This is a genomic window from Amycolatopsis sp. NPDC004625, from assembly GCF_040609695.1.
Taxonomy (GTDB): Bacteria; Actinomycetota; Actinomycetes; order Mycobacteriales; family Pseudonocardiaceae; genus Amycolatopsis.
The window spans coordinates 212,618-230,190 of the sequence record NZ_JBEXKX010000003.1 but is presented as its reverse complement, the minus strand read 5'-3'; the positions used below and the strand labels follow the sequence as shown (position 1 = coordinate 230,190).

Annotated in this window: 17 protein-coding genes; 9 read left to right on the top strand and 8 right to left on the bottom strand. The window is 69.0% G+C overall.

The window, feature by feature from the left end; translation table 11 throughout:
* Positions 1-33: 33 nt before the first annotated feature.
* The 4 genes from ABZW17_RS04785 to ABZW17_RS04770 all read right to left on the bottom strand — a co-directional run bounded on the left by ABZW17_RS04785 (position 34) and on the right by ABZW17_RS04770 (position 3,543).
* A complete protein-coding gene (locus ABZW17_RS04785) occupies positions 34-1,341 on the bottom strand; it encodes a DJ-1/PfpI family protein (RefSeq protein ID WP_354809661.1) in 1,308 nt (435 codons plus the stop codon).
* Positions 1,342-1,344: 3 nt separating this feature from the next.
* A complete protein-coding gene (locus ABZW17_RS04780) occupies positions 1,345-1,728 on the bottom strand; it encodes a hypothetical protein (RefSeq protein WP_354809659.1) in 384 nt (127 codons plus the stop codon).
* Positions 1,729-1,813: 85 nt separating this feature from the next.
* Positions 1,814-2,467: a response regulator transcription factor gene (locus ABZW17_RS04775; protein WP_354809657.1), complete on the bottom strand. Its 654-nt coding sequence runs from the start codon at positions 2,465-2,467 to the stop codon at positions 1,814-1,816.
* Positions 2,464-3,543 (bottom strand): sensor histidine kinase, encoded by a 1,080-nt coding sequence (locus tag ABZW17_RS04770; protein WP_354809655.1) that lies wholly within the window; start codon positions 3,541-3,543, stop codon positions 2,464-2,466. The genes ABZW17_RS04775 and ABZW17_RS04770 overlap by 4 nt, the downstream gene beginning before the upstream one ends.
* A 119-nt stretch (positions 3,544-3,662) precedes the next feature.
* Here ABZW17_RS04770 and ABZW17_RS04765 point away from each other — a divergent pair, with 119 nt between their 5' ends.
* The 3 genes from ABZW17_RS04765 (at position 3,663) to ABZW17_RS04755 (ending at position 8,581) form a co-directional block, all read left to right on the top strand.
* The gene (locus ABZW17_RS04765) at positions 3,663-6,242 is read left to right on the top strand and encodes a glycosyltransferase (protein WP_354809653.1); all 2,580 of its coding nucleotides are present in this window, start codon (positions 3,663-3,665) and stop codon (positions 6,240-6,242) included.
* Positions 6,242-7,684: a radical SAM protein gene (locus ABZW17_RS04760; RefSeq protein WP_354809651.1), complete on the top strand. Its 1,443-nt coding sequence runs from the start codon at positions 6,242-6,244 to the stop codon at positions 7,682-7,684. The genes ABZW17_RS04765 and ABZW17_RS04760 overlap by 1 nt, the downstream gene beginning before the upstream one ends.
* Positions 7,685-7,777: 93 nt before the next feature.
* On the top strand, positions 7,778-8,581 hold the full coding sequence (locus ABZW17_RS04755; RefSeq protein WP_354809649.1) for a lysozyme: 804 nt from the start codon (positions 7,778-7,780) through the stop codon (positions 8,579-8,581).
* On the opposite strand, the gene ABZW17_RS04750 is transcribed toward ABZW17_RS04755, so the two are convergent.
* A complete protein-coding gene (locus ABZW17_RS04750) occupies positions 8,578-8,817 on the bottom strand; it encodes a hypothetical protein (RefSeq protein ID WP_354809647.1) in 240 nt (79 codons plus the stop codon). The two genes, ABZW17_RS04755 and ABZW17_RS04750, sit on opposite strands and share 4 nt — an antisense overlap.
* Positions 8,818-8,945: 128 nt before the next feature.
* On the opposite strand from ABZW17_RS04750, the gene ABZW17_RS04745 reads away from it, so the two are divergent.
* The 3 genes from ABZW17_RS04745 to ABZW17_RS04735 all read left to right on the top strand — a co-directional run bounded on the left by ABZW17_RS04745 (position 8,946) and on the right by ABZW17_RS04735 (position 12,130).
* Entirely contained in the window at positions 8,946-10,187 is a 1,242-nt protein-coding gene (locus ABZW17_RS04745) for a GDSL-type esterase/lipase family protein (RefSeq protein ID WP_354809645.1), read from the top strand.
* Between the two features lie 56 nt (positions 10,188-10,243).
* Positions 10,244-10,630 (top strand): hypothetical protein, encoded by a 387-nt coding sequence (locus tag ABZW17_RS04740; protein WP_354809900.1) that lies wholly within the window; start codon positions 10,244-10,246, stop codon positions 10,628-10,630.
* Between the two features lie 90 nt (positions 10,631-10,720).
* A complete protein-coding gene (locus tag ABZW17_RS04735; RefSeq protein WP_354809643.1) occupies positions 10,721-12,130 on the top strand; it encodes a hypothetical protein in 1,410 nt (469 codons plus the stop codon).
* A 25-nt stretch (positions 12,131-12,155) separates the two neighbouring features.
* Here the strand turns inward: ABZW17_RS04735 and ABZW17_RS04730 are convergent, their stop codons facing one another.
* Complete coding sequence (locus ABZW17_RS04730; protein ID WP_354809641.1) at positions 12,156-12,965, bottom strand: SAM-dependent methyltransferase; 810 nt, start codon at positions 12,963-12,965, stop codon at positions 12,156-12,158.
* Between the two features lie 972 nt (positions 12,966-13,937).
* Between ABZW17_RS04730 and ABZW17_RS04725 the strand changes: the two genes are divergently transcribed.
* Complete coding sequence (locus ABZW17_RS04725; protein WP_354809639.1) at positions 13,938-15,341, top strand: Fic family protein; 1,404 nt, start codon at positions 13,938-13,940, stop codon at positions 15,339-15,341.
* Between the two features lie 47 nt (positions 15,342-15,388).
* Here ABZW17_RS04725 and ABZW17_RS04720 read toward each other — a convergent pair whose 3' ends face one another.
* The gene (locus ABZW17_RS04720; protein ID WP_354809637.1) at positions 15,389-15,859 is read right to left on the bottom strand and encodes an NUDIX domain-containing protein; all 471 of its coding nucleotides are present in this window, start codon (positions 15,857-15,859) and stop codon (positions 15,389-15,391) included.
* A gap of 8 nt (positions 15,860-15,867) precedes the next feature.
* Entirely contained in the window at positions 15,868-16,611 is a 744-nt protein-coding gene (locus tag ABZW17_RS04715) for a DUF5919 domain-containing protein (protein WP_354809636.1), read from the bottom strand.
* Positions 16,612-16,847: 236 nt separating this feature from the next.
* Between ABZW17_RS04715 and ABZW17_RS04710 the strand changes: the two genes are divergently transcribed.
* Both ABZW17_RS04710 and ABZW17_RS04705 read left to right on the top strand, forming a co-directional pair.
* Positions 16,848-17,072, top strand: a complete 225-nt coding sequence (locus ABZW17_RS04710; protein ID WP_072476542.1) for a hypothetical protein — start codon at positions 16,848-16,850, stop codon at positions 17,070-17,072.
* A 23-nt stretch (positions 17,073-17,095) separates the two neighbouring features.
* Positions 17,096-17,548 carry a hypothetical protein gene (locus ABZW17_RS04705; protein WP_354809635.1) on the top strand — a complete coding sequence of 151 codons (453 nt, stop codon included), beginning with the start codon at positions 17,096-17,098 and terminating at the stop codon, positions 17,546-17,548.
* Positions 17,549-17,573: the final 25 nt, after the last annotated feature.

Sequence of the window (17,573 nt, the reverse complement as noted above, 5' to 3'; positions counted from 1 at the left end):
CTTTGGTAGCCAGCTCGCCCGTCCCCGGGCACCCTAAATCGTTTCAGGTCGCCGTCGCCGCCGGGCGAACACGATGACGGCGGCCGCGCCCAGCAGCACCAGCGCGACCGGCAGCGCGGTGGGCAGCCACGGCCAGGCGTCCCCTTCGAACACGATGTCGTCGGTGGGCAGCTCCAGCACCTTCGCCGTCCAGCGCGCGGTCGCCACGTCGGTGTGGCGGGAAAGCCCGCTCACCGCGGTGTCGTAGGCGAAACCGGGCCGGTCGTGGACGTACTCGGGGGCCGGCCCGCCGGGTGGCGGCGTGACCCCGCGCGTCGCGCCGGGCACGAGCAGCCGGTCGAGGTCCGCCGCGGCGGCGAGGGAAGCCCGCGGCAGGAACGTCAGCCCGTGCCGCGACCGGATCGGCCCGCCGCCGGCACTCACGGACAGCGTGCGCGAGGACAGCGACTGTCCTTCGGTGTCGAACACCGACGCGAGCTCGATCTCGCCGACGCCGTTCGCGAGCAGTACGCCGATCCTGCCGGGGTGCCAGCGGAATCCGGCGTTGACGATCGCGGCCGCGTCCGGCATCCCGGCGGGCGGTGTGACCGGGACCGCGGTGCCGTAGCGGCGCCAGCCGATCGCCGCCGCGGCCTCGGCCGCCACCGGGCGCCCGGCCAGCCGCTCGACCCAGTGCAGCGTGCCGTCGATGCCGGAGAGGATCCCGGCGGTGGTGACGACGTCGCCGTCGTCGACGAACCGCTGCCCGCGAACCCAGTGCACGGCGGGGTAGTCGGCGGCGAAGCTGTCGACCTTGAGCCAGTGCGCGGTGGCCGGCCGCCCGTCCAGCAACCCGGCGGAGGCGAGCACCCCACCGCCGTTGCAGACGCTCAGCAGCTTCGCGCCGCGGGCGGCCTGCGCCCGCAGCCACGTCTTGACCGGCTCGGTGGACGCCTCGCCGAGGTCCGGGAAGGCGGGCACGACGACGAGGTCCGGCGCCTTGGCCCCGAGCCGGGCGGCGAGTTCGGCGAACCCGAAGTCCGGCACCAGGTCGAGGCCGCCGGTCAGCGGCTTCGGCTCGCGGTGCGGCGCCACGGTGTAGACGTTGAACCGGCCGGTGGTGGCCAGGATTTCGTACGGTGCGAGCGCGTCGGAAACGACGGCACCGCGATCGCCGACGACGACCACCGCGGTCGGCTTGGCCGGGTCGTAGGGCAGCGGCGCCGCGGCGGGGACGGGCCGCGGCGGGCCGGGGGCGTAGAGGGCGTCGATCGCTCCGAGAGCGGAGACGGTCGCGCCGACGGCGGGGACGACGAGCACGGCGGCCACCGCGGCGAGGACGAAAGCCAGGCGCTTCAGCATGATTCAGTGCCAGTACTCGGCGCGGCGCCACACCATGGCGGCCAGCATCAGGGGAACCATGATGACGTGCCCGGCCACCATCAGCGTGGTGCCGGAGATCGCGCCCAGCCAGTACGGCACGAGCAGCACGACGAACGGCAGGTACATCGCCGCGGCCATCTCGGCGATCCGCGGCCACGAGTGCCGGCGCAGCAGCATCGCGAGCACCATCGCCACGGTCATGTCCGTGGCCATCACGAGCGCGCCGGCGTCCGCGCGCCCGACGGGCGGCCACAGCGGGCCGAGCGCCACCATGCCGACGAGCATGGCAGCCACCATTTCGAGGTAGTGGCCGGTGAAACGGGCGAGCTTGCGGGTGGTGGTCCGGGTCGTTCCGGCAGTGGTCATGGTTTCCCTCCAGGTGGTCCTGGACGAGAATCCCGCCGGGCGGCCGCGGTGCCAGGTGCCGGAAGTCATGACCGGGGGTCATGGTCTACAGCAGGCCGAGGTCCCTCGCGCGCAACGCGGCCTGGGTGCGGTCCCGGGCGCCGAGCTTGCCCAGCACGTTCGTCACGTGGTTCTTGACCGTGCCCTCGGCGAGGAACAGGGCCGCGGCGATCTCGCGGTTGCTGCGGCCGTCGGCGAGCAGCCGCAGCACGTCGAGTTCGCGCTCCGACAGCGGCACGACCAGCGGCTGGGGCCGTGGCCGCGGGGTGTCCGGCAGCTGCGCGAACCGCGCCACCACCTTGGCCGCGACCGACGGCTGCAGCACCGACTCCCCGCGGGCCGCGGCCAGCACCGCCTCCACCAGGCGCGCCGACGAGACGTCCTTCAGCAGGTAGCCGACGGCACCCGCGCGAAGGGCGGCGAAGACGTCTTCGTCGTCGTCGAAGGTGGTCAGCGCGATGACCCGCACCTCCGGGTGCGCCACCCGCAGCCGCCGGGTCGCGGAAACGCCGTCGAGGACCGGCATGCGCAGGTCCATCAGGACAACGTCCGGGGTCAGCGCGGCCACCTGGTCGAGGGCTTCGGCGCCGGTCCCGGCCTCGCCGGCGACGTCGATGCCGTCGTGGGTGGCCAGCAAGGTGGCGAGCGCCTCGCGGAAGAGGGCCTGGTCGTCGACCAGCAGGACGCGGACCGGCGTCATCCGGGGATCTCCATGGTCAGTGCGCTGCCCCGGCCGGGTGCCGAGGTGAAGGTGAGGGTGCCACCGAGGTGTTCGGCGCGTTCCCGCAGCCCGACCAGGCCGAAGCCGGTCGACGCGCCGCCGCCGGTGCCCGCGCCCTCGTCGCGGATCTCCACGCGGACGGCCGAGGCGGTGTAGGCCAGCACGACGTCCGCGCGGTCCGCGACGGCGTGCTTGCGGACGTTCGTCAGGCCCTCCTGCGCGGCCCGGAACAGCGCTTCCCGCCGCTCGTCCGGCAGCGGGCGTTCGGTGCCGGACACCGTGAGCCGCGCCGTGATCCCGGCCGTTTCCGCGAGGGCTTTCAGGGCGTCCGGCAGAGGTGGCACCGGACGCGGTTCGCGCAACGCCTGCACCGAACGGCGCACGTCGGCCAGTGCGGTTTCGGCCTGCTCCTGCGCTTTCGCCAGCACCTCGTCGGCCTTCGCCGGATCCGTCGGCAGCACCGCCCGCGCGGCCTTCACCTGCATCTGGACGACGGTGAGCGAGTGCCCGAGGCCGTCGTGGATGTCGCGGGCGACGCGGTTGCGCTCCTGCGCCGTCGCGAGCCGCTCCGCCTGGGCGGCGTAGTCGCGCAGCTTCGCGTGCGCTTCGGCGAGTTCGGTGCGTGAGCGCTGTTCCCGCAGCAGCAGTTCGGTGATGATCGCCGCGAACAGCACCGAGATGAACGTGCCGATGCCTTCGCGCAGCCCTTCGCCCAGCGACATCCCGAGGTGCACGAGCGGGACCACGGCGATGACGAGCGCGATCGCGGGCCGCGGCAGGCGCAGCAGCACGCACTGGCTGACCAGCACGACGAGGAACAGCGTCGCCCCGACCCCGGCGTCCTTCGTGAACAGCACGAAGGCCAGCGGGAGCTGGACGACGACGTAGATCGCACCCCGGAGCGGCCGGCCCCGCACCCAGGCGAAGCCGGCCGTGGCGAGCAAAGCGAACACCGCGCCGAGCACCAGGGCGAGCACGGGTTCCCCGGACCCGAGGACCCCGAGCCCGAACGAGAGGAAGGCGCCGCAGGTCAGCACCCCGAGGGCCCGGTTCATGCGGTCACTGTGCGGGCTGCGGGGCCGGCGGTCAACCACGAAAGCGTTCACACGGCCGTTCGACACCGCCGCCCTTACGCTGGGATCGACGGCCAAGCCGATTCGGGGGTTTGACATCGATGTCAGTGCTCTGGGGCGTCTCCTTCGACGCCACGCCGCTGTCCGGGGTCGTGGTCGAGTTCCTCAAGACGGCCCGCCGCTTCGCCGCTCGCGGCCACCGCGTCCACCTGGACCTCGGGTACGACATCAAGGCCGACAAGGGCGCGTTCTTCCGGCCCTACCGCGACGAAGGCCAGCTGCTGCCGGAGTGGGTCACGCTCGACCGCGTCGAACGCGTCGACGAGATCCGCGGCTACGACCGCGGGTTCGTCGAGCGCGTCCTGCGTGACGTCGTCCAGGGCGGAGACGGGACCCTGCGCCCGGAGATCGACCGGGTCGCCGGCGAGCTGGCGGACCGGATCGTGGCCACCTGGGAACGCCTCGGCGTCACGATGGTGATGGTGGAGAACGGCACCCTGCCCGAGAACATCGCCTACACCGAAGGGCTGTACCGGGCGATCGGCCGCTACGGCGCCCGCCACCGGCTCGGCCGGTTCGTGTTCTGGCGCGACCACGACCTGATGTGGCAGAGCGAACCGGGGATCGCCAAGTACGGCCGGTTCCCGTACCCGGGCGTCCCCGCGCCGCGCAACTCCCCGCACGTCCACTACTTCGCGCTGCACGAGCAGGCGAAGGCGCGGACATGCGAGTGGGTGCCGGCCCTGGCGAACATCGACGTCCTGCCCAACAGCTTCGCCATCGCCCCCGCGCGGATCGACGAGCGCAACGCCGGTTTCCGGCGCGACCACGGCATTCCCGAGGACGTCCCGCTGCTGGCGCGGATCACCCGGATCATCCCGCAGAAGCGCATCGACCGGGACCTGCACCTGCTCGCGCTGCTGCCGGACGCGTGGCTGTTCGTCGCCGGCGACGTCGAGGAGACGCCCACCGAGCACGCGCGGCTCGTCGACCTCGCGACGCGCTTGGGCGTGCGCGAACGCGTCGTGTTCGGCGGCTGGCTGACCCCGTACGACACCGCCGTTCCCGGCCGGTACTCCGTGCGCGACCTGCTGGCGCACGCGACCGTCGTGTCGTTCCTGACCTCCTACGACTACGAGAGCTACGGCAATCCGGTCAGCGAAGCGATCGCCTCCGGGACGCCGTACGTGACCAGCGGGTACGAGCTCTACGACGTCGTCTACGGCAAGTTCCGGGCCCCGGTGCTGGACATCCGGGCCCGCGACCTGCCGGACGCGGCGTTCGCCCGTGAAGTCGCCGAGCTGATCACCGACGAAGGGAAACGAGCCGAAGTGGTGCGGGTGAACTCGGAACTCGGGCAGGCGCGGTTCGGCGCGCGGGTCGTCGACGACCTCGTCGACCGGCTGTACCCGCCGCCGATGGGGGCGGCGACGCGGCTGAGCGTCGTGCTGCCGGTGTACGACGAAGCCGCGAACCTGCCGGAGGTGCTGCGGACCCTGCACGACCAGCGCGACGGCGACGCGCCCCTGGACAAGAGCCGGTACGAGGTGGTGCTCGTCGACAACAACTCCACCGACGACACCGTGGCCGTCGCCCGCGCCTTCGCGGCCGCGCACCCGGACCTGGCCCTGCACGTGATCCACGAGCCGGAGCAAGGTGTCTCGTGCGCGCGGCGGGCGGGGATGGACTTCGCCGCGGCCCGCAGCCGCAACCGGCCCGAGTCCGACCCGGGGGAGCGGTTCTACCTCGTGTCGGCCGACGCGGACTGCCGCGTCGACCCGCACTGGCTGAGCGAGCTGTTCGCCGCGATGGAGTCGAGCAAGGCCGCGATCGGCGTCTGCGACTACTACTACAACGCCGGCCACTTCACCGGGCGGCCACGGTTGTGGGACGCGATCCAGCGGACCCTGCGGTGCCGCGCGGTCACCTTCGCGCTCTTCGGCGGCTTCCCCGACGGCAAGGGCTTCGCCGTCGAGCGCGACGCCTACGAGCGCGCCGGCGGCATCGAGATCTTCTACCAGCTGCAGGACGGCAGGTTCGTCAGCCACCTCTCCGACGACTGGGACTTCGGGATCAAGGTCGCCAGCGGCGGCGACGCGATCACCTACGCGCCGCGCTCGCGCGTCGAGATCAACCCGCGGCGCGTCGACCACGCCATCGACGAGGTGATCGCCGGCCGGGCCTACGGTTCGGACGGCATCATCGTCATGCGCGACATCCGGCCGTCGGCGCCGCCTGTTGCCGCGGATTTGTCCGAAGCCGAGGCCGGGCAGGCGTGGGAGTTCTCCGTGAAGGACTTCACGCCGAAGAACACCATCCTGCCGGTACTGCTGACCCCGGCCCTGCTGGAGGACGACGCCGTCATCGCCTTCTTCGGCGCCGATCTGGCCACCCGGCTGGCGCGGCGGATCGCCGAGATCCGGCACGAGATGCGCGTCGTCGACTTCACACCGATCCACGCCTACAAGACACCGTCCTACCGGCTGTACTTCGAATTCGCCGACGAGCTGTTCGCCTGCCTGCGGCGGCACGTCGGCGAGGACATCGGGCACCCGCCGCCGTTGCCGCCCTGCCTGGCCGAGGTCCCGGCCGAGCGGTTCGCGGAGTTCGTCCGCTACTACTGCGAGGACCGCGAGTCGGGCGAGGCCCACAACTACTTCGGCAACGGAGGGGTGTTCTGATGACACTGAGCTACGAAGCGGCGATCGGCTCGCTGCACACGATCGACCCCGCGTGGCCGCGCCCGGCGGTGCTCGACGTCCTCGAAGCGCCGGAGAACCGGCACCTGCTGGACTTCGTGCAGGAGGACCCGTTCGGGGCGCACGTGTTCCCCGGCAACGTGCCCGGCTCGCCGGCGGAGTTCCTGGCCGACCTCGACGCGCAGCTCGCGTCCGGCGGCCCGATCCACCTGTGGTCCTACATCCCGACGTGCGCCTACCGCTGCCGGTTCTGCCAGTACCCGGTGGTGCTGGTGAAGGGCAGTCCCGAGGTGGCGTACGAAAAGGCGAAGTCCTGGGTCGACCTCAACATCGCCGAGGCGCAGCTGTGGCTCGACGCCGTGCCGAACCTGCGCGGCGCCGAGGTGGGGGAGTTCAACGTCTTCGGCGGCACGCCGTCGCTGCTGCCGGAGCCGGAAATCCGGCGGCTGCTGGAGTTCTACCGCGAGAACTTCGGGTTCACGCCCGCGACGACGATCCGGTTCGAGGGCGACCCCAGCACGTTCACCCCGGCCAAGCTCGAACTGCTGCGGGAACTGGGCTGCACCAAGCTGTCCAGCGGGGTCCAGTCGTTCGACGACCCCGTGCTGCGGCTGTGCGGACGCGAGCACACGGCGTCGATGTGCGTCGACTTCGTCCGCAACGCTCGTGCGCTGGGCTTCGAGTGGGTCAGCATCGACCTGATGTACGGCCTGCTCGACCAGACGCTCGACAGCGTCCGGCGGGACCTCGACGTCGTGCTGGAGAACGAAGTCACCGCGGTGGTCTGCACGAAGCTGCACCTGGCGTCCTACAGCGACACCCGCACCGGCGTCACCGGCGAGAAGCCGGCGGCGTGGCAGCTGCCGTCCTACCGCGACAAGCTGGTGCGCGACGGCCACCGCTGGCCCGCGCTCGGCGAGCAGTACCAGATGCGGGAGCTGCTCACCGAGGGCCTGCGGGCCGCGGGCTACACCGAGCACCCGACGATGTACTTCGCCCGCGACGGCCTCGGGCCGGAGAAGTGGAAGGCCATCATGGTCGACCAGGACAAGCAGGAAGCCGAGGTGGCGATCGGGCTGGGCGGCAGCTCGAGCTGCCGCGCGTCCGAGGCGATCACCGACGTGAACTCCCGCCGCTACACCGAAACCGTGCTCGCCGGCCGGATCCCGCTGGGGTCGGCGACGCGGTTCACCCCCGAGGCGCAGGAGGCCCGGGCGGTCAAGATGGCGCTGACGACGTTGCAGCCGGTGCGGGATTCCCTGCACCGTTCCCGGTTCCCGGGAAGGTCGCTGTTCGCGGAGCCGTGGCTGGGCAAGTTCCGTTCGCTGGCTTCGCGCGGCCTCGTCCGCATCGGACCGGACGCCGTCGAGCTGACCCCGGCGGGGGAGGTGCTCGTCGAGGCGATCATCACCACCGAACTCTGAAGATCACTGCATCGGGTGACACACGCCTCGCGGGGATCGGGCACGGCGGGCAGCATGGACTCCGGATCTGTTCCTCCCGAGATCGGAGCCCGGATGAACCTGGTCGTGGCGGGACAGCGGCTGGCGGGCGCGGCCGCCCTGGCGGCGCTCGCGGCGGTGGTGGTCGTGGCACCGGCCCGAGCCGGCTACGCCCTGGCGGACACGAACTACGCGGGCACGCAGATCGCGCGGCACGAAGGCGTCCAGGGGACGCCCCGGGACGACCTGGCCGGGCAGACGCTCGGGCACGACGTCAGCGGGCACCAGGGCCCGGTCGACTGGCCCGCGGCGGCCGGCGCGGGCGCGAAGTTCAGCTACGTCAAGGCGACCGAGGGCACCGGGTTCGTCAACCCGCAGTTCGGCCAGCAGTACGACGGTGCGCACGCGGCGGGGATCATCCGCGGCGCGTACCACTTCGCCCGTCCCGACGTCTCCGGCGGCGCCGAGCAGGCGGCGTACTTCATCGCCCACGGCGGTGGCTGGCAGGGGGACGGCACCACCCTGCCCGGCGCCCTGGACATCGAATACAACCCCTACGGCGACGTCTGCTACGGCAAGAACCCGGCGGACATGACGGCGTGGATCGCGGACTTCACGCGCACGTACCTGGCCAAGGTCAGGCGCAGCGCGCTGATCTACACGAGCACGGCGTGGTGGAAGCAGTGCACCGGCAACACCGGCCGGTTCGGCGGCACGAACCCGCTCTGGCTGGCCCGGTACGCCCCGGCGATCGGCGAACTGCCCGCGGGCTGGGACAAGCAGAGCATCTGGCAGTTCGCCCGGGGTGGCGGGCTGCCGGGCGACCAGAACTACTACAACGGCCCGATCGGCCGCGTCCAGGCCCTGGCGAAGGGTTAACGCCGCCGGCGCAGGTCGGGCCACGGCGGCCGGAGCACCATGGCGATCCCGGCGAAGGTGGCGGCGACCAGCCCGACACCCACGCCGAGCAGGGCGACGCGCGTGGCGTCCACCGCCGGTGCCCACTGAGCCCGGCCGTCGCGGACCGCGAACACCCCGACCGGCCGGTGGACCGGGATCACCGTGGTCCCGTCGGGGGTTTCGTACGGCTCGCCGAAGAGGCGTGGTTCGGTCATGCCCACCATCGAACGGGAAACCGCCGCCGCTGACAAGATCGGACAAAACCCTGTCGCTTCCGTGACCGGCTGCTTACGATCGGCTGCGAGGTCTTCGTCGTTCGTCCTTTGTGGACTCGGGAGGCGCCGTGCGCAGATTCGCTCTTCTTGCCGTGGTTTCCGCGGCGGTCGTCTTCGTTGCGCCGGGCGCAGCCGGGGCCGGGCACGCCTGGTTCACGTCGTGGGCGCAGTCGCAGGACGGCCGGGCCGACGCGCCGGTCACCAGTCAGTCGCTGCGGATGGTCATCCACCTCGGCCAGGGCGGCGACGCGGTCCGCGTCCGGTTCCAGAACACCTTCGGCACCGGGTCGCTGACCATCGGGCACGCCACGGCCGGGCCGAGCGCGGGCGGCGCCGCGGTCTCCTTCACGCGTGACCTGACCTTCGCGGGCCGTCCCGCCGTCACGATCCCGGCCGGCGGCGAGGTCTGGAGCGACGAGACCAGGCTCGCGACGCGGCCGGACGCCGACCTGGCGGTGACCATGGCGGTCGAGGGCACGGCGGTGCCCGGCCGCCACGGCGCGGCCCTGCGGGACAACTACCTCACGCCGCCGGGCTCGGGCGACCACACCGGCGACGCCGCCGGTGACGCCTTCACGAGCACGGTGGGCTCGACGTACGTCGTCAGCGCCGTGGACGTGCACAACGCGGCTCTGCGAGGTGTCGTCGTCCCGTTCGGCAGCTCGGTCGTCGACGGCATCGGCAGCACGAACTGCGGGCCGGGCTGCACCGAGTCCGGCGCCAACCGGCGCTGGACCGACGACCTGGCCCGGCGGATGGTCGCCTCGGGCGTCCCGCTCGCGGTGGCGAACGCCGGCGTCTCGGGCACGACGAGCGCCCGGTCGTGCCCGGCGATGCCGCCGTCGGTGGCGGGCCTGGACGCGTCGAGCCGGCTGGACCGCGACGTCCTGGCGCTGCACGGCGTCACGGCGGTCATCTACTACTACGGCACGAACGACCTGGCGTACGGCTGCGACGCGGCGACGATCCTCGACAGCTACCGGGCGGTGTTCGCGCGGCTGCGGGCGGCCGGCATCGCGGTGTACGTCACGCCGAGCACGCCCCGCCCGGGCTACTCCGACCAGGCGAACCTGGCCCGCCACGAGATCGCGCTGTTCGTCGGGCGCTGGAACACCTGCGGCGGCACGTGTTCGGGCGTGGTGGACTTCGACACGGTGCTGGCGGACCCGCTGAAGCCGAACAGCATCCTCCCGGCCTACGACAACGGCGACGGCATCCACGCGAACGCGGCGGGCCAGCAGGCCCTCGCGGACTTCGTGTCGCTCCCGATGCTCGCCCGATCCGGGCCGGATCTTCACACGATGGGGTGACGCGGCGAGTCGGAACGGCGGGACTGTGCCCGCGGGTCCCCAGAGTACGTCGGGTGATGAACGAGTCGATGGACGACGCCGGGTGCTGCCTGCTGTCGGTGGCCTGGAACGTCGCCCCGCTGGCGGAAGGAGAACCGGGCACCCGCCGCACCGACCTCCGCCGGACGCTGGTGGCGGCGTGCCGCACGGCCGGCCACGGCGCCCGCGACTGGGCAGCGCGCCACGGAACGGGCACCGAGACCGAGTACCGCCCGTTCCTGCAGCTGGCCGACGTCGCCTACGAGATCGCGACGCTGTTGGTGCTGGTGGAGGACTTCCTGGTGCCGGACCTGGAACGCGAGCACCGCAGGTGGGCGGAGATCGAGGAGCTGACGACCCGGTTGACGGAGCTGGCGGACTGGACGTCGGCGTTCCTCCTGTCCGACGCGTCCCTGCGCCTGTAAGCCGCGCTGCCCGGGCGGGCACGCAGGATTGCCCCGATCGTCACCCGGACGCGGGTGGGACCGCGCCTCCGGGTGGTCGATGCTGGCGACGTGGTCAGGGCGAGGCGGACGGCGGACGACCCGGGTGGCGCTCGACGGACCGCCGCCGACCCCGGGGTGCGCGACACCGGCCCGCCGTCGTCGGCAGCCGGCACCGGAGCGGCCCTGCGCCTGCAGCGGACAGCGGGCAACCAGGCGGTCGCCGCGCTGCTGGCCGGCCGGAAGGCGGCGGGCCCGATCGTGGCCGTCCAGCGTCGCACCGCCCAGGAGATCTACGACTCCCACAAGGACTGGGGCGGGCTGAACCTCAAGGAGGAGGCGCTCGCGGCCGAGCTCGCCACGCTGTTCCAGGGCGGACAGTACGGCGTGGTGCTCGCGGTGTTCCAGCTGCCGTCGTTCGCTTCGAGCGACAAGGACGACGTCGCGCAGGAGATGGTCCGGGGGCTGGCGGTCCTGCAGCTGATCGCCGCCGCCCGCACCGAGCCGGGCCGTCAGCTGATGTCGCTGATGGCGGCCGAGCTGGCGGGCGGCTGGTCGACGGCGGACGAGGTGGACAAGGCCAACGTCCTCAGGGCGGTGACGGGCGACCAGGCCGCGCGGTCGATCTACAACCGCGCCCGCATCCTGAAGATCAAACAGGAGTCGGCAACCGACCTCGAAGCACTGGCCCGCCTGTTCGACGACGACGAGCTCGTCGACGACGGCACGGTCCAGAGCAGGCTGACGGTGGTGCTGGCCGTGACCGAGCACCTGGTGATCCCCGGCCTGCAGACGGGAATCGACTTCAGCGACACGGGCTTCGCCGGCGACCGCACACCCCACGGACCGGGCTTCCGCGACCCGCACCCGTCGAGCCAGAACCAGGTGGGCCACTTCCTGACGGCCACGGGCCTGCAGTACTCCCCGGCGGTGGTGTCCCGCGAGATCCCCTACTTCGGCACGATCCGCCGGATGGTGGCGGCCCCGGCGGCCCTGTCCGACCAGGACGTGGCCCTCCGGCTGACGATCGGCCACGAGAAGGGCCCGGACCCGGACGGGATAGCGGCGTTCGTGAACATCGTGGTCACGGGCGTGGCCGAGCGCTGGGCCGCCGGTCCGGAGGGCGAGACGGAGGAGCAGCGCGAGAGGCGCATCACCAAGGCGATCGAGAAGGAGGTCAACCGCCAGGTCGGCGAGATCATCGCGGCGTTCAGGGCCCAGTTCCAGGCCTGCACGGACGCGGACGTGGCTGCCTGGCAGGACGCACTGGCGGCGTTGGGCATCGGAGCGACGTTGAACATGACGGCGGCGGAGGTCCCGTTGGGGCGCATCGCGGTGGACCCGGCGATGCGGGGCAACAGCCGCCAGGATCTGAGGTTGAGCCTGGTGGGCTGGCGTTTCGGCCAGCTGATCCAGGGAGGCGGCCTGCCGGACCGCCACACCGCGGCCGGATGGCTGCGTGCGAACCTGGGCCCCCACTGAGGTTGCGCACCGGTCCGCGTGACCGTTACGGGCGCGTCTTGACGCCCACCCCGGCGTAGAGGCCGTCTTCCTCGGGATCGACGACGGCGGCCAGCCGGTCCGGCCGCCAGTTCGCGGAGGTGGTGAGCCCGGGTTCGACGAGCTCGAAGCCGTCGAAGAGGGCGAGCACTTCGGCTTTCGTCCGCGGGTAGATGTGGTCCTGGGTCGAGCGCATGGTCTCGGCCACGCGCGGATCGCGCAGGACGGCGAAGTCGTTGGTGAGGTGGGTGAGCGCGAGGTAGCTCCCCGGCGCCAGGACGTCCCGGTAGGCGGCGAAGACACCGCGCACTTCGGGGAGGTAGTGCCCGAGGGTGATGGCGAGCAGCCCGACGGGCCGTTCGAAGTCGAGCAGCTTCCTGACCGGTTCGGACTTCAGGACGGCGGCGGTGTCGGTGGCATCGGCTTCGAGGGCTTCGGCGTGCGGGTTGTCCTTGAGCAGCATGACACTGTGCGCGACGGCAACGGGTTCGTAGTCGACGTAGACGACTTTGGCTTCCGGATCGACCCCTTGGGCGACTTCGTGGACGTTGCCGACGGTCGGGATACCGGAGCCGAGGTCGAGGAACTGCCGTACGCCCTGATCGAGCATGAACCGCACGACCCGCCGCAGAAAGGCCCGGTTCCGCCGCGCAACCCCGGCCACGTGCGGCTGGATGGCTTCGAGTTTCCGGGCAACATCCCGGTCAGGAGCGAGGTTGTGCGCCCCGCCGAGCAGGTAGTCGTAGATCCGCGCAGCACTGGGCCGCGAGAGATCGGCCCCGGGCGGAATCCAGTCGGCAGTTTCCTCATCGCTCACGAAGGCCCCCTCCCACTCACCGGCCGGCTTACTTTACCGGTTCGTGGGTCGTGCATTCGAGGCCATGGGGTGGGTCTGGGTGGTCGTGGTCGGGGGAGCGGGTGCCGGTCGTCGGGTGCCCGGATACGACGAAAGCCACGTTTACCTGCGTAAACGTGGCTTGTCCGTCGGGCTGACAGGATTTGAACCTGCGACCCCTTGACCCCCAGGACGGGGGAGTCGGGATTTTCGCAGCTCAGGGCCCGTGCACGTGATCAACTGGCGTGTTAGAAATGCCTGGTCGTTCACCGGCGTGCGCGACGTGTGGTCCCCTGATGGTCCCCAAGGTCGGACTTGGTCGACCAGATCGCGATGATCTGCTCCGGGGTTCTGCTCGACCTCGGCGTTCCTGTCTCTTAGGTGCGCTGAGCTGCGGTTTTGTCTGTCATCAGTTCTCGCGGGTGCTTGCCTCTTTCTGACCTCTGACGGCCTGGAGACGGCCTGGCGGACCCCAGCCACACCCTGCCCTGCATCCCGATACGAAGCCTCCACGCGGCCGGTGGTACCGGGTCAAGACACGCTTTCCCGTCTTGACGCGGTGCTACCGGCCGTTGTCACGATCAGGCGTCGGGATGGAGGTCCCCAACGACGGTGCGTAACAGAGATCGACTCCCAAGCGACCCGATTGTCACCACCGCTCGTAGCTCGCCGAGGAGGCCGGGATGGCTCAAGGGACTCGTGTGCCGCCGCGCGGCGCTGCGCTGAGTGACCCGCTGGCGGCCGCACCGCCCGGCCGGCGGGCGAAGCGGAGCGGCAGCCCGCCGTGTCGGAAGCGGATGCGGCCGCCAAAGCGAGGGGCTACATAGGCGACAGGCGCGCCGCCACCGGCGGCGCGCCCTTGATCCCATAGAGCCAAGTTCGGCAGGTAGAGGCGCAACGTTGTCTATTGCCTTGTCATAAGACCGACCATCACTCTCCAGTCAAGGATCATCGATGGCATTCGACCCCCGCGGCGCACTCGAAGGCACGCCTTACCTTTTCTCGGACGACTGCGATATTCGGACAGAAATCGACAAGCTCACAGGCGCACAAGCTGACATCTCTCGACGATTAACCGTTGTCATAAAGAACCTGCAAAGTCGCGGCCTTCTTCGTGATATTCGAACGCAGACTCGAAGTCGCGAAGTCTTCGAAACAAACGCCCTTGAAGGGGTTGGTCCAAACTTTAGGACCACTGTCGATATCTTGAAATCAAAGCCCGCTGAAATCGCCCTCCAGAGGGTTCGCGAAGGCATGTTGCTTGACAGCATCACAGCCGAGCGCAAGATACTTGACGTCATTGGAATGAATGCCGCCAAAGATTTGGCGTCACGTCTAGCTTCATCAAGTGATTATCGCGGGATTACCGAGTCCGAGATTAGGTCTTTCCATGCGATCATCTCTGCGCAAGAGATTTTCGCCGGCAAATACCGAACGGGCCACGTCGAGATCCATAAAGCCAAACACAAGCCACCTCATCCAATAGAAGTCCCAAGGCTGATGGCTGACATGGTGACATGGTCGAACAATTCGCTAGATATCACGCCGCCGATCTTGCGTGCGGCAGTTCTTCATGCCTGGTTGACTCACATTCACCCATTTGACGACGGAAATGGTCGCACGGCTCGCCTGCTCGTCAACATGCTTATGACCCAAAGTGGCCTGCCTCCTGTTATTGTTCGCCACAACGCGGACCGAGGAACTTACCTTGACGCTCTCGCGCTCAGCGATGTAGCTGGGGATATCCTCCCGTTCTGCGGAGTTTTCATAACTGCCTTGAAGCGGCACATTCGCCAGGTTGAGAAACCGCAATTCATGCGCCAGCTATTTATTGACGAGATGAAGGCTCGAGGAAGCTCTCTTTTCGATGCATGGAAGTCCGCAACGGCAGCCTTTATTGAGCAGCTAACTTCCGCACTATTTACCTATCGCCTCAAAGTTGAAAAGGTCGGCGATATCGACCGAACCTCATTCGAACTCCTTCGTGGCGGCGACCGTGAGGGAAACGTCTGGTTCTTAAAGATCTCCGATGGGGCGGGGCGAGAGCTGCTCGTTTGGTATGGATACTCTTCATACGAGACTGCACGCTTAATTCCCTGGAAAGGGCATATGCCGTCAATGTACTTCTCTGTTCGGAATGACGGGCAACAGATGATTCCCTATCGAAGAGTAACCGACTACGAGTTGGACGGCCTTCATGAACTACTAATTGTTCCGGAGGTGCCGGCGCGTGTATATGCATTGTTTAACACTCTCAAGAGTGGACAGATTGCCGACTCGGCCGACTATATCGCGGAAACGATATCGCGATCATTCTCTAAAGGAGAGATACCACTTATTCGCACAACGGGCATTTAACTAGTAGCACGCTTGGCAACTGCGCTGCGTTTGCCTGTCGGCCTCGCTTAGGTGAAGTAGGGTAAAGAATCCATCGAGAAGGCGTGTTCGATTCGCAATCGAATCGACCGGTGAATATTAAGGTTCTCTAAATCGGCAGGGTCGACCCAGAATACTTCCTTACTTTCACTGCTGGTACGCAGATCGCCACCCATCACGTTGGCACGAAAGCAAATAGAGAACTCCTGGCGAACTTCACCGTCGTCGTAGGCAATCACGTGCTTCGGATCGGAGTACAGGCCAATAACCCCTGTTACTTCGCATTCAATGCCGGTCTCCTCGCGGACCTCACGAACCGCTGCTTCGGCCAGCGTCTCGCCGAGCTCTAGTTGGCCACCCGGGATCGAGTACAGGTCATTGTCGGTGCGCCTGATCATCAAGATTCGGCCTTCGTCGTCCTGGATGAACGCCGAGACCGCTACCGCGATGCTGTTGGCCTTAGGTGCGTTCGGGTCGTTGTAGTAGTCGACTCGGGTCATGCTGCCTCCTAGAAGGTGGCCGGCTTGGCGAGGTTCCAGACTGATTCGAAGCTCTCCGAGTAGGTCTCGAAGAGGTCCCCGGCGGAGAGTCTCCGCAGGTGGAGAGATGGGGCGTGGGCTCCCTGGAACCCGTACACGTGCGTGTTGATGATCATCTCGTCGTCGAACCGGAAGATTGAGTTGTAGAGCGTCGTGTTGTGGAACCGCATCTCCACACCGTCGACTCCGACAAGCGGCCGGTAGGACGCCAGGGCATTGCGGATGCGCGCCGCGAGCGTCCCGTCGCCCAGCTGCTCTTCCTCGCCGCGCAGGGCGACGCTATCCCCTTCCGGGTCGCCGAACACGAGCCGGATTCGAGCGCCGGCCGATGCCTTGGCTATCAGGTCCTTGATGAACCGCGGGCGTTCGACCAGGAACAGCGCTGCGTGGACCAGGATCTCGACGGTCTCTGAAGCTTCCTTGATCAGCCGGTCCCACAGTTCGACGGGGACGGCGTTGCGGTGCGGGAAGACCTGTACAAGCTCGGCGGCGGCCGTCTCGGCCTTGCGCTCCGGAGCGACCGAGTCCGGCCACAGGTAGGTCTCTGACTCGCGGGCCATAGCGGCGATCTTGTGCCGGTGCTTGGGGTAGGGCGTCCGGTTCTTGGTGATCCAGCGCTCGACGGTCTTCTGATCGACCCCGACGGCCTTGGCGACCTGCTCCAACGTCAGGCCGTTGCGCAGTAGCGCATCACGCAGACGTTCGTTCGGCATCGCCACCCCTTGGGACGTGTAGGGACGTCTTCGACGGTACCAGGGACGTCCCAAGATGTCCCGCCACGTGGTGATCACGTCCCGCGTTTAGGCGGAGATTGGGTGTCAGGTTGCCGGGGCAGGCCCGGTGCCAGGACACCGAGGAGGTAGGCGTGACCATTGAAACCGCCGTCCGGCCGACTGGCTTGGACAAGCGGGCGGTCCCTCGCCGACGTGCGGCGTAGGCGCGGCGTGGCATGCGCGACACGGTTCAGATCCACGTCACGGCTGATCTGCCGATTCGCGTCCGGGCGCTGACGTACGCAAACCGCGCGGAAGTCCGGTTCGGCAAGGCGTTCCCGGTGGTCCTGCTCGTGGACTCCGACGCCATCGCCGTACTGCGGAGGGAACTGGACGAGGTCAGCGCGGCACTGGACGCCGCAGCGGCACGAGGCGGAGAACCGCCCGAAGAGACCAACTAACAGACGACACAAGGGAATTCAGCATGGCTATCGACAAGGGACACCGGTTCAGCATCGACTTCGACGACGCGTTCACGCAGGGCCTGGTGATGGTAGGCGAAGTGTCGCCGGACAACGAGTACCAGTCGCGTGAGGACCGGGCCGCCAATCGCCCGGTGCGGCAGCGGGTCGACGAGGTGACCGGTAAGCGGCAGTGGAAGGTCACGGTCACCGACCCGGCCGAGTCCCGCGCAAAGCGGGCTTCGTTCGAAATCACGCTTCTCGCCGACGTCCAGCCGGTGCCGACGACGGCGGAGGCGCTGCCCGGCATGCGGCCGATCGAGCTGGACGGCCTGACGGCCGAACCGCGCGTGGCTGGGCAGGGCGAGTTCAAGTACCAGTCCTACGTGTTCCGCGCGACCGGGTTCAAGCAGGCCACCAGCAGTGCGAAGCCGTCTCGGTCCGGTGGGTCCGGTGAGACGGCGAAGGCAGCGTGACAGGCATGGGCTTCCGCGAGCGGGT

Excerpts from the sequence above, each read along its gene's own strand:
- ABZW17_RS04785 (WP_354809661.1), bottom strand. The coding sequence starts at position 1,341 with ATGCTGAAGCGCCTGGCTTTCGTCCTCGCCGCGGTGGCCGCCGTGCTC.
- ABZW17_RS04780 (WP_354809659.1), bottom strand. The coding sequence starts at position 1,728 with ATGACCACTGCCGGAACGACCCGGACCACCACCCGCAAGCTCGCCCGT.
- ABZW17_RS04775 (WP_354809657.1), bottom strand. The coding sequence starts at position 2,467 with ATGACGCCGGTCCGCGTCCTGCTGGTCGACGACCAGGCCCTCTTCCGC.
- ABZW17_RS04770 (WP_354809655.1), bottom strand. The coding sequence starts at position 3,543 with ATGAACCGGGCCCTCGGGGTGCTGACCTGCGGCGCCTTCCTCTCGTTC.
- ABZW17_RS04765 (WP_354809653.1), top strand. The coding sequence starts at position 3,663 with ATGTCAGTGCTCTGGGGCGTCTCCTTCGACGCCACGCCGCTGTCCGGG.
- ABZW17_RS04760 (WP_354809651.1), top strand. The coding sequence starts at position 6,242 with ATGACACTGAGCTACGAAGCGGCGATCGGCTCGCTGCACACGATCGAC.
- ABZW17_RS04755 (WP_354809649.1), top strand. The coding sequence starts at position 7,778 with ATGAACCTGGTCGTGGCGGGACAGCGGCTGGCGGGCGCGGCCGCCCTG.
- ABZW17_RS04750 (WP_354809647.1), bottom strand. The coding sequence starts at position 8,817 with ATGACCGAACCACGCCTCTTCGGCGAGCCGTACGAAACCCCCGACGGG.
- ABZW17_RS04740 (WP_354809900.1), top strand. The coding sequence starts at position 10,244 with ATGAACGAGTCGATGGACGACGCCGGGTGCTGCCTGCTGTCGGTGGCC.
- ABZW17_RS04725 (WP_354809639.1), top strand. The coding sequence starts at position 13,938 with ATGGCATTCGACCCCCGCGGCGCACTCGAAGGCACGCCTTACCTTTTC.
- ABZW17_RS04720 (WP_354809637.1), bottom strand. The coding sequence starts at position 15,859 with ATGACCCGAGTCGACTACTACAACGACCCGAACGCACCTAAGGCCAAC.
- ABZW17_RS04715 (WP_354809636.1), bottom strand. The coding sequence starts at position 16,611 with ATGCCGAACGAACGTCTGCGTGATGCGCTACTGCGCAACGGCCTGACG.
- ABZW17_RS04710 (WP_072476542.1), top strand. The coding sequence starts at position 16,848 with ATGCGCGACACGGTTCAGATCCACGTCACGGCTGATCTGCCGATTCGC.
- ABZW17_RS04705 (WP_354809635.1), top strand. The coding sequence starts at position 17,096 with ATGGCTATCGACAAGGGACACCGGTTCAGCATCGACTTCGACGACGCG.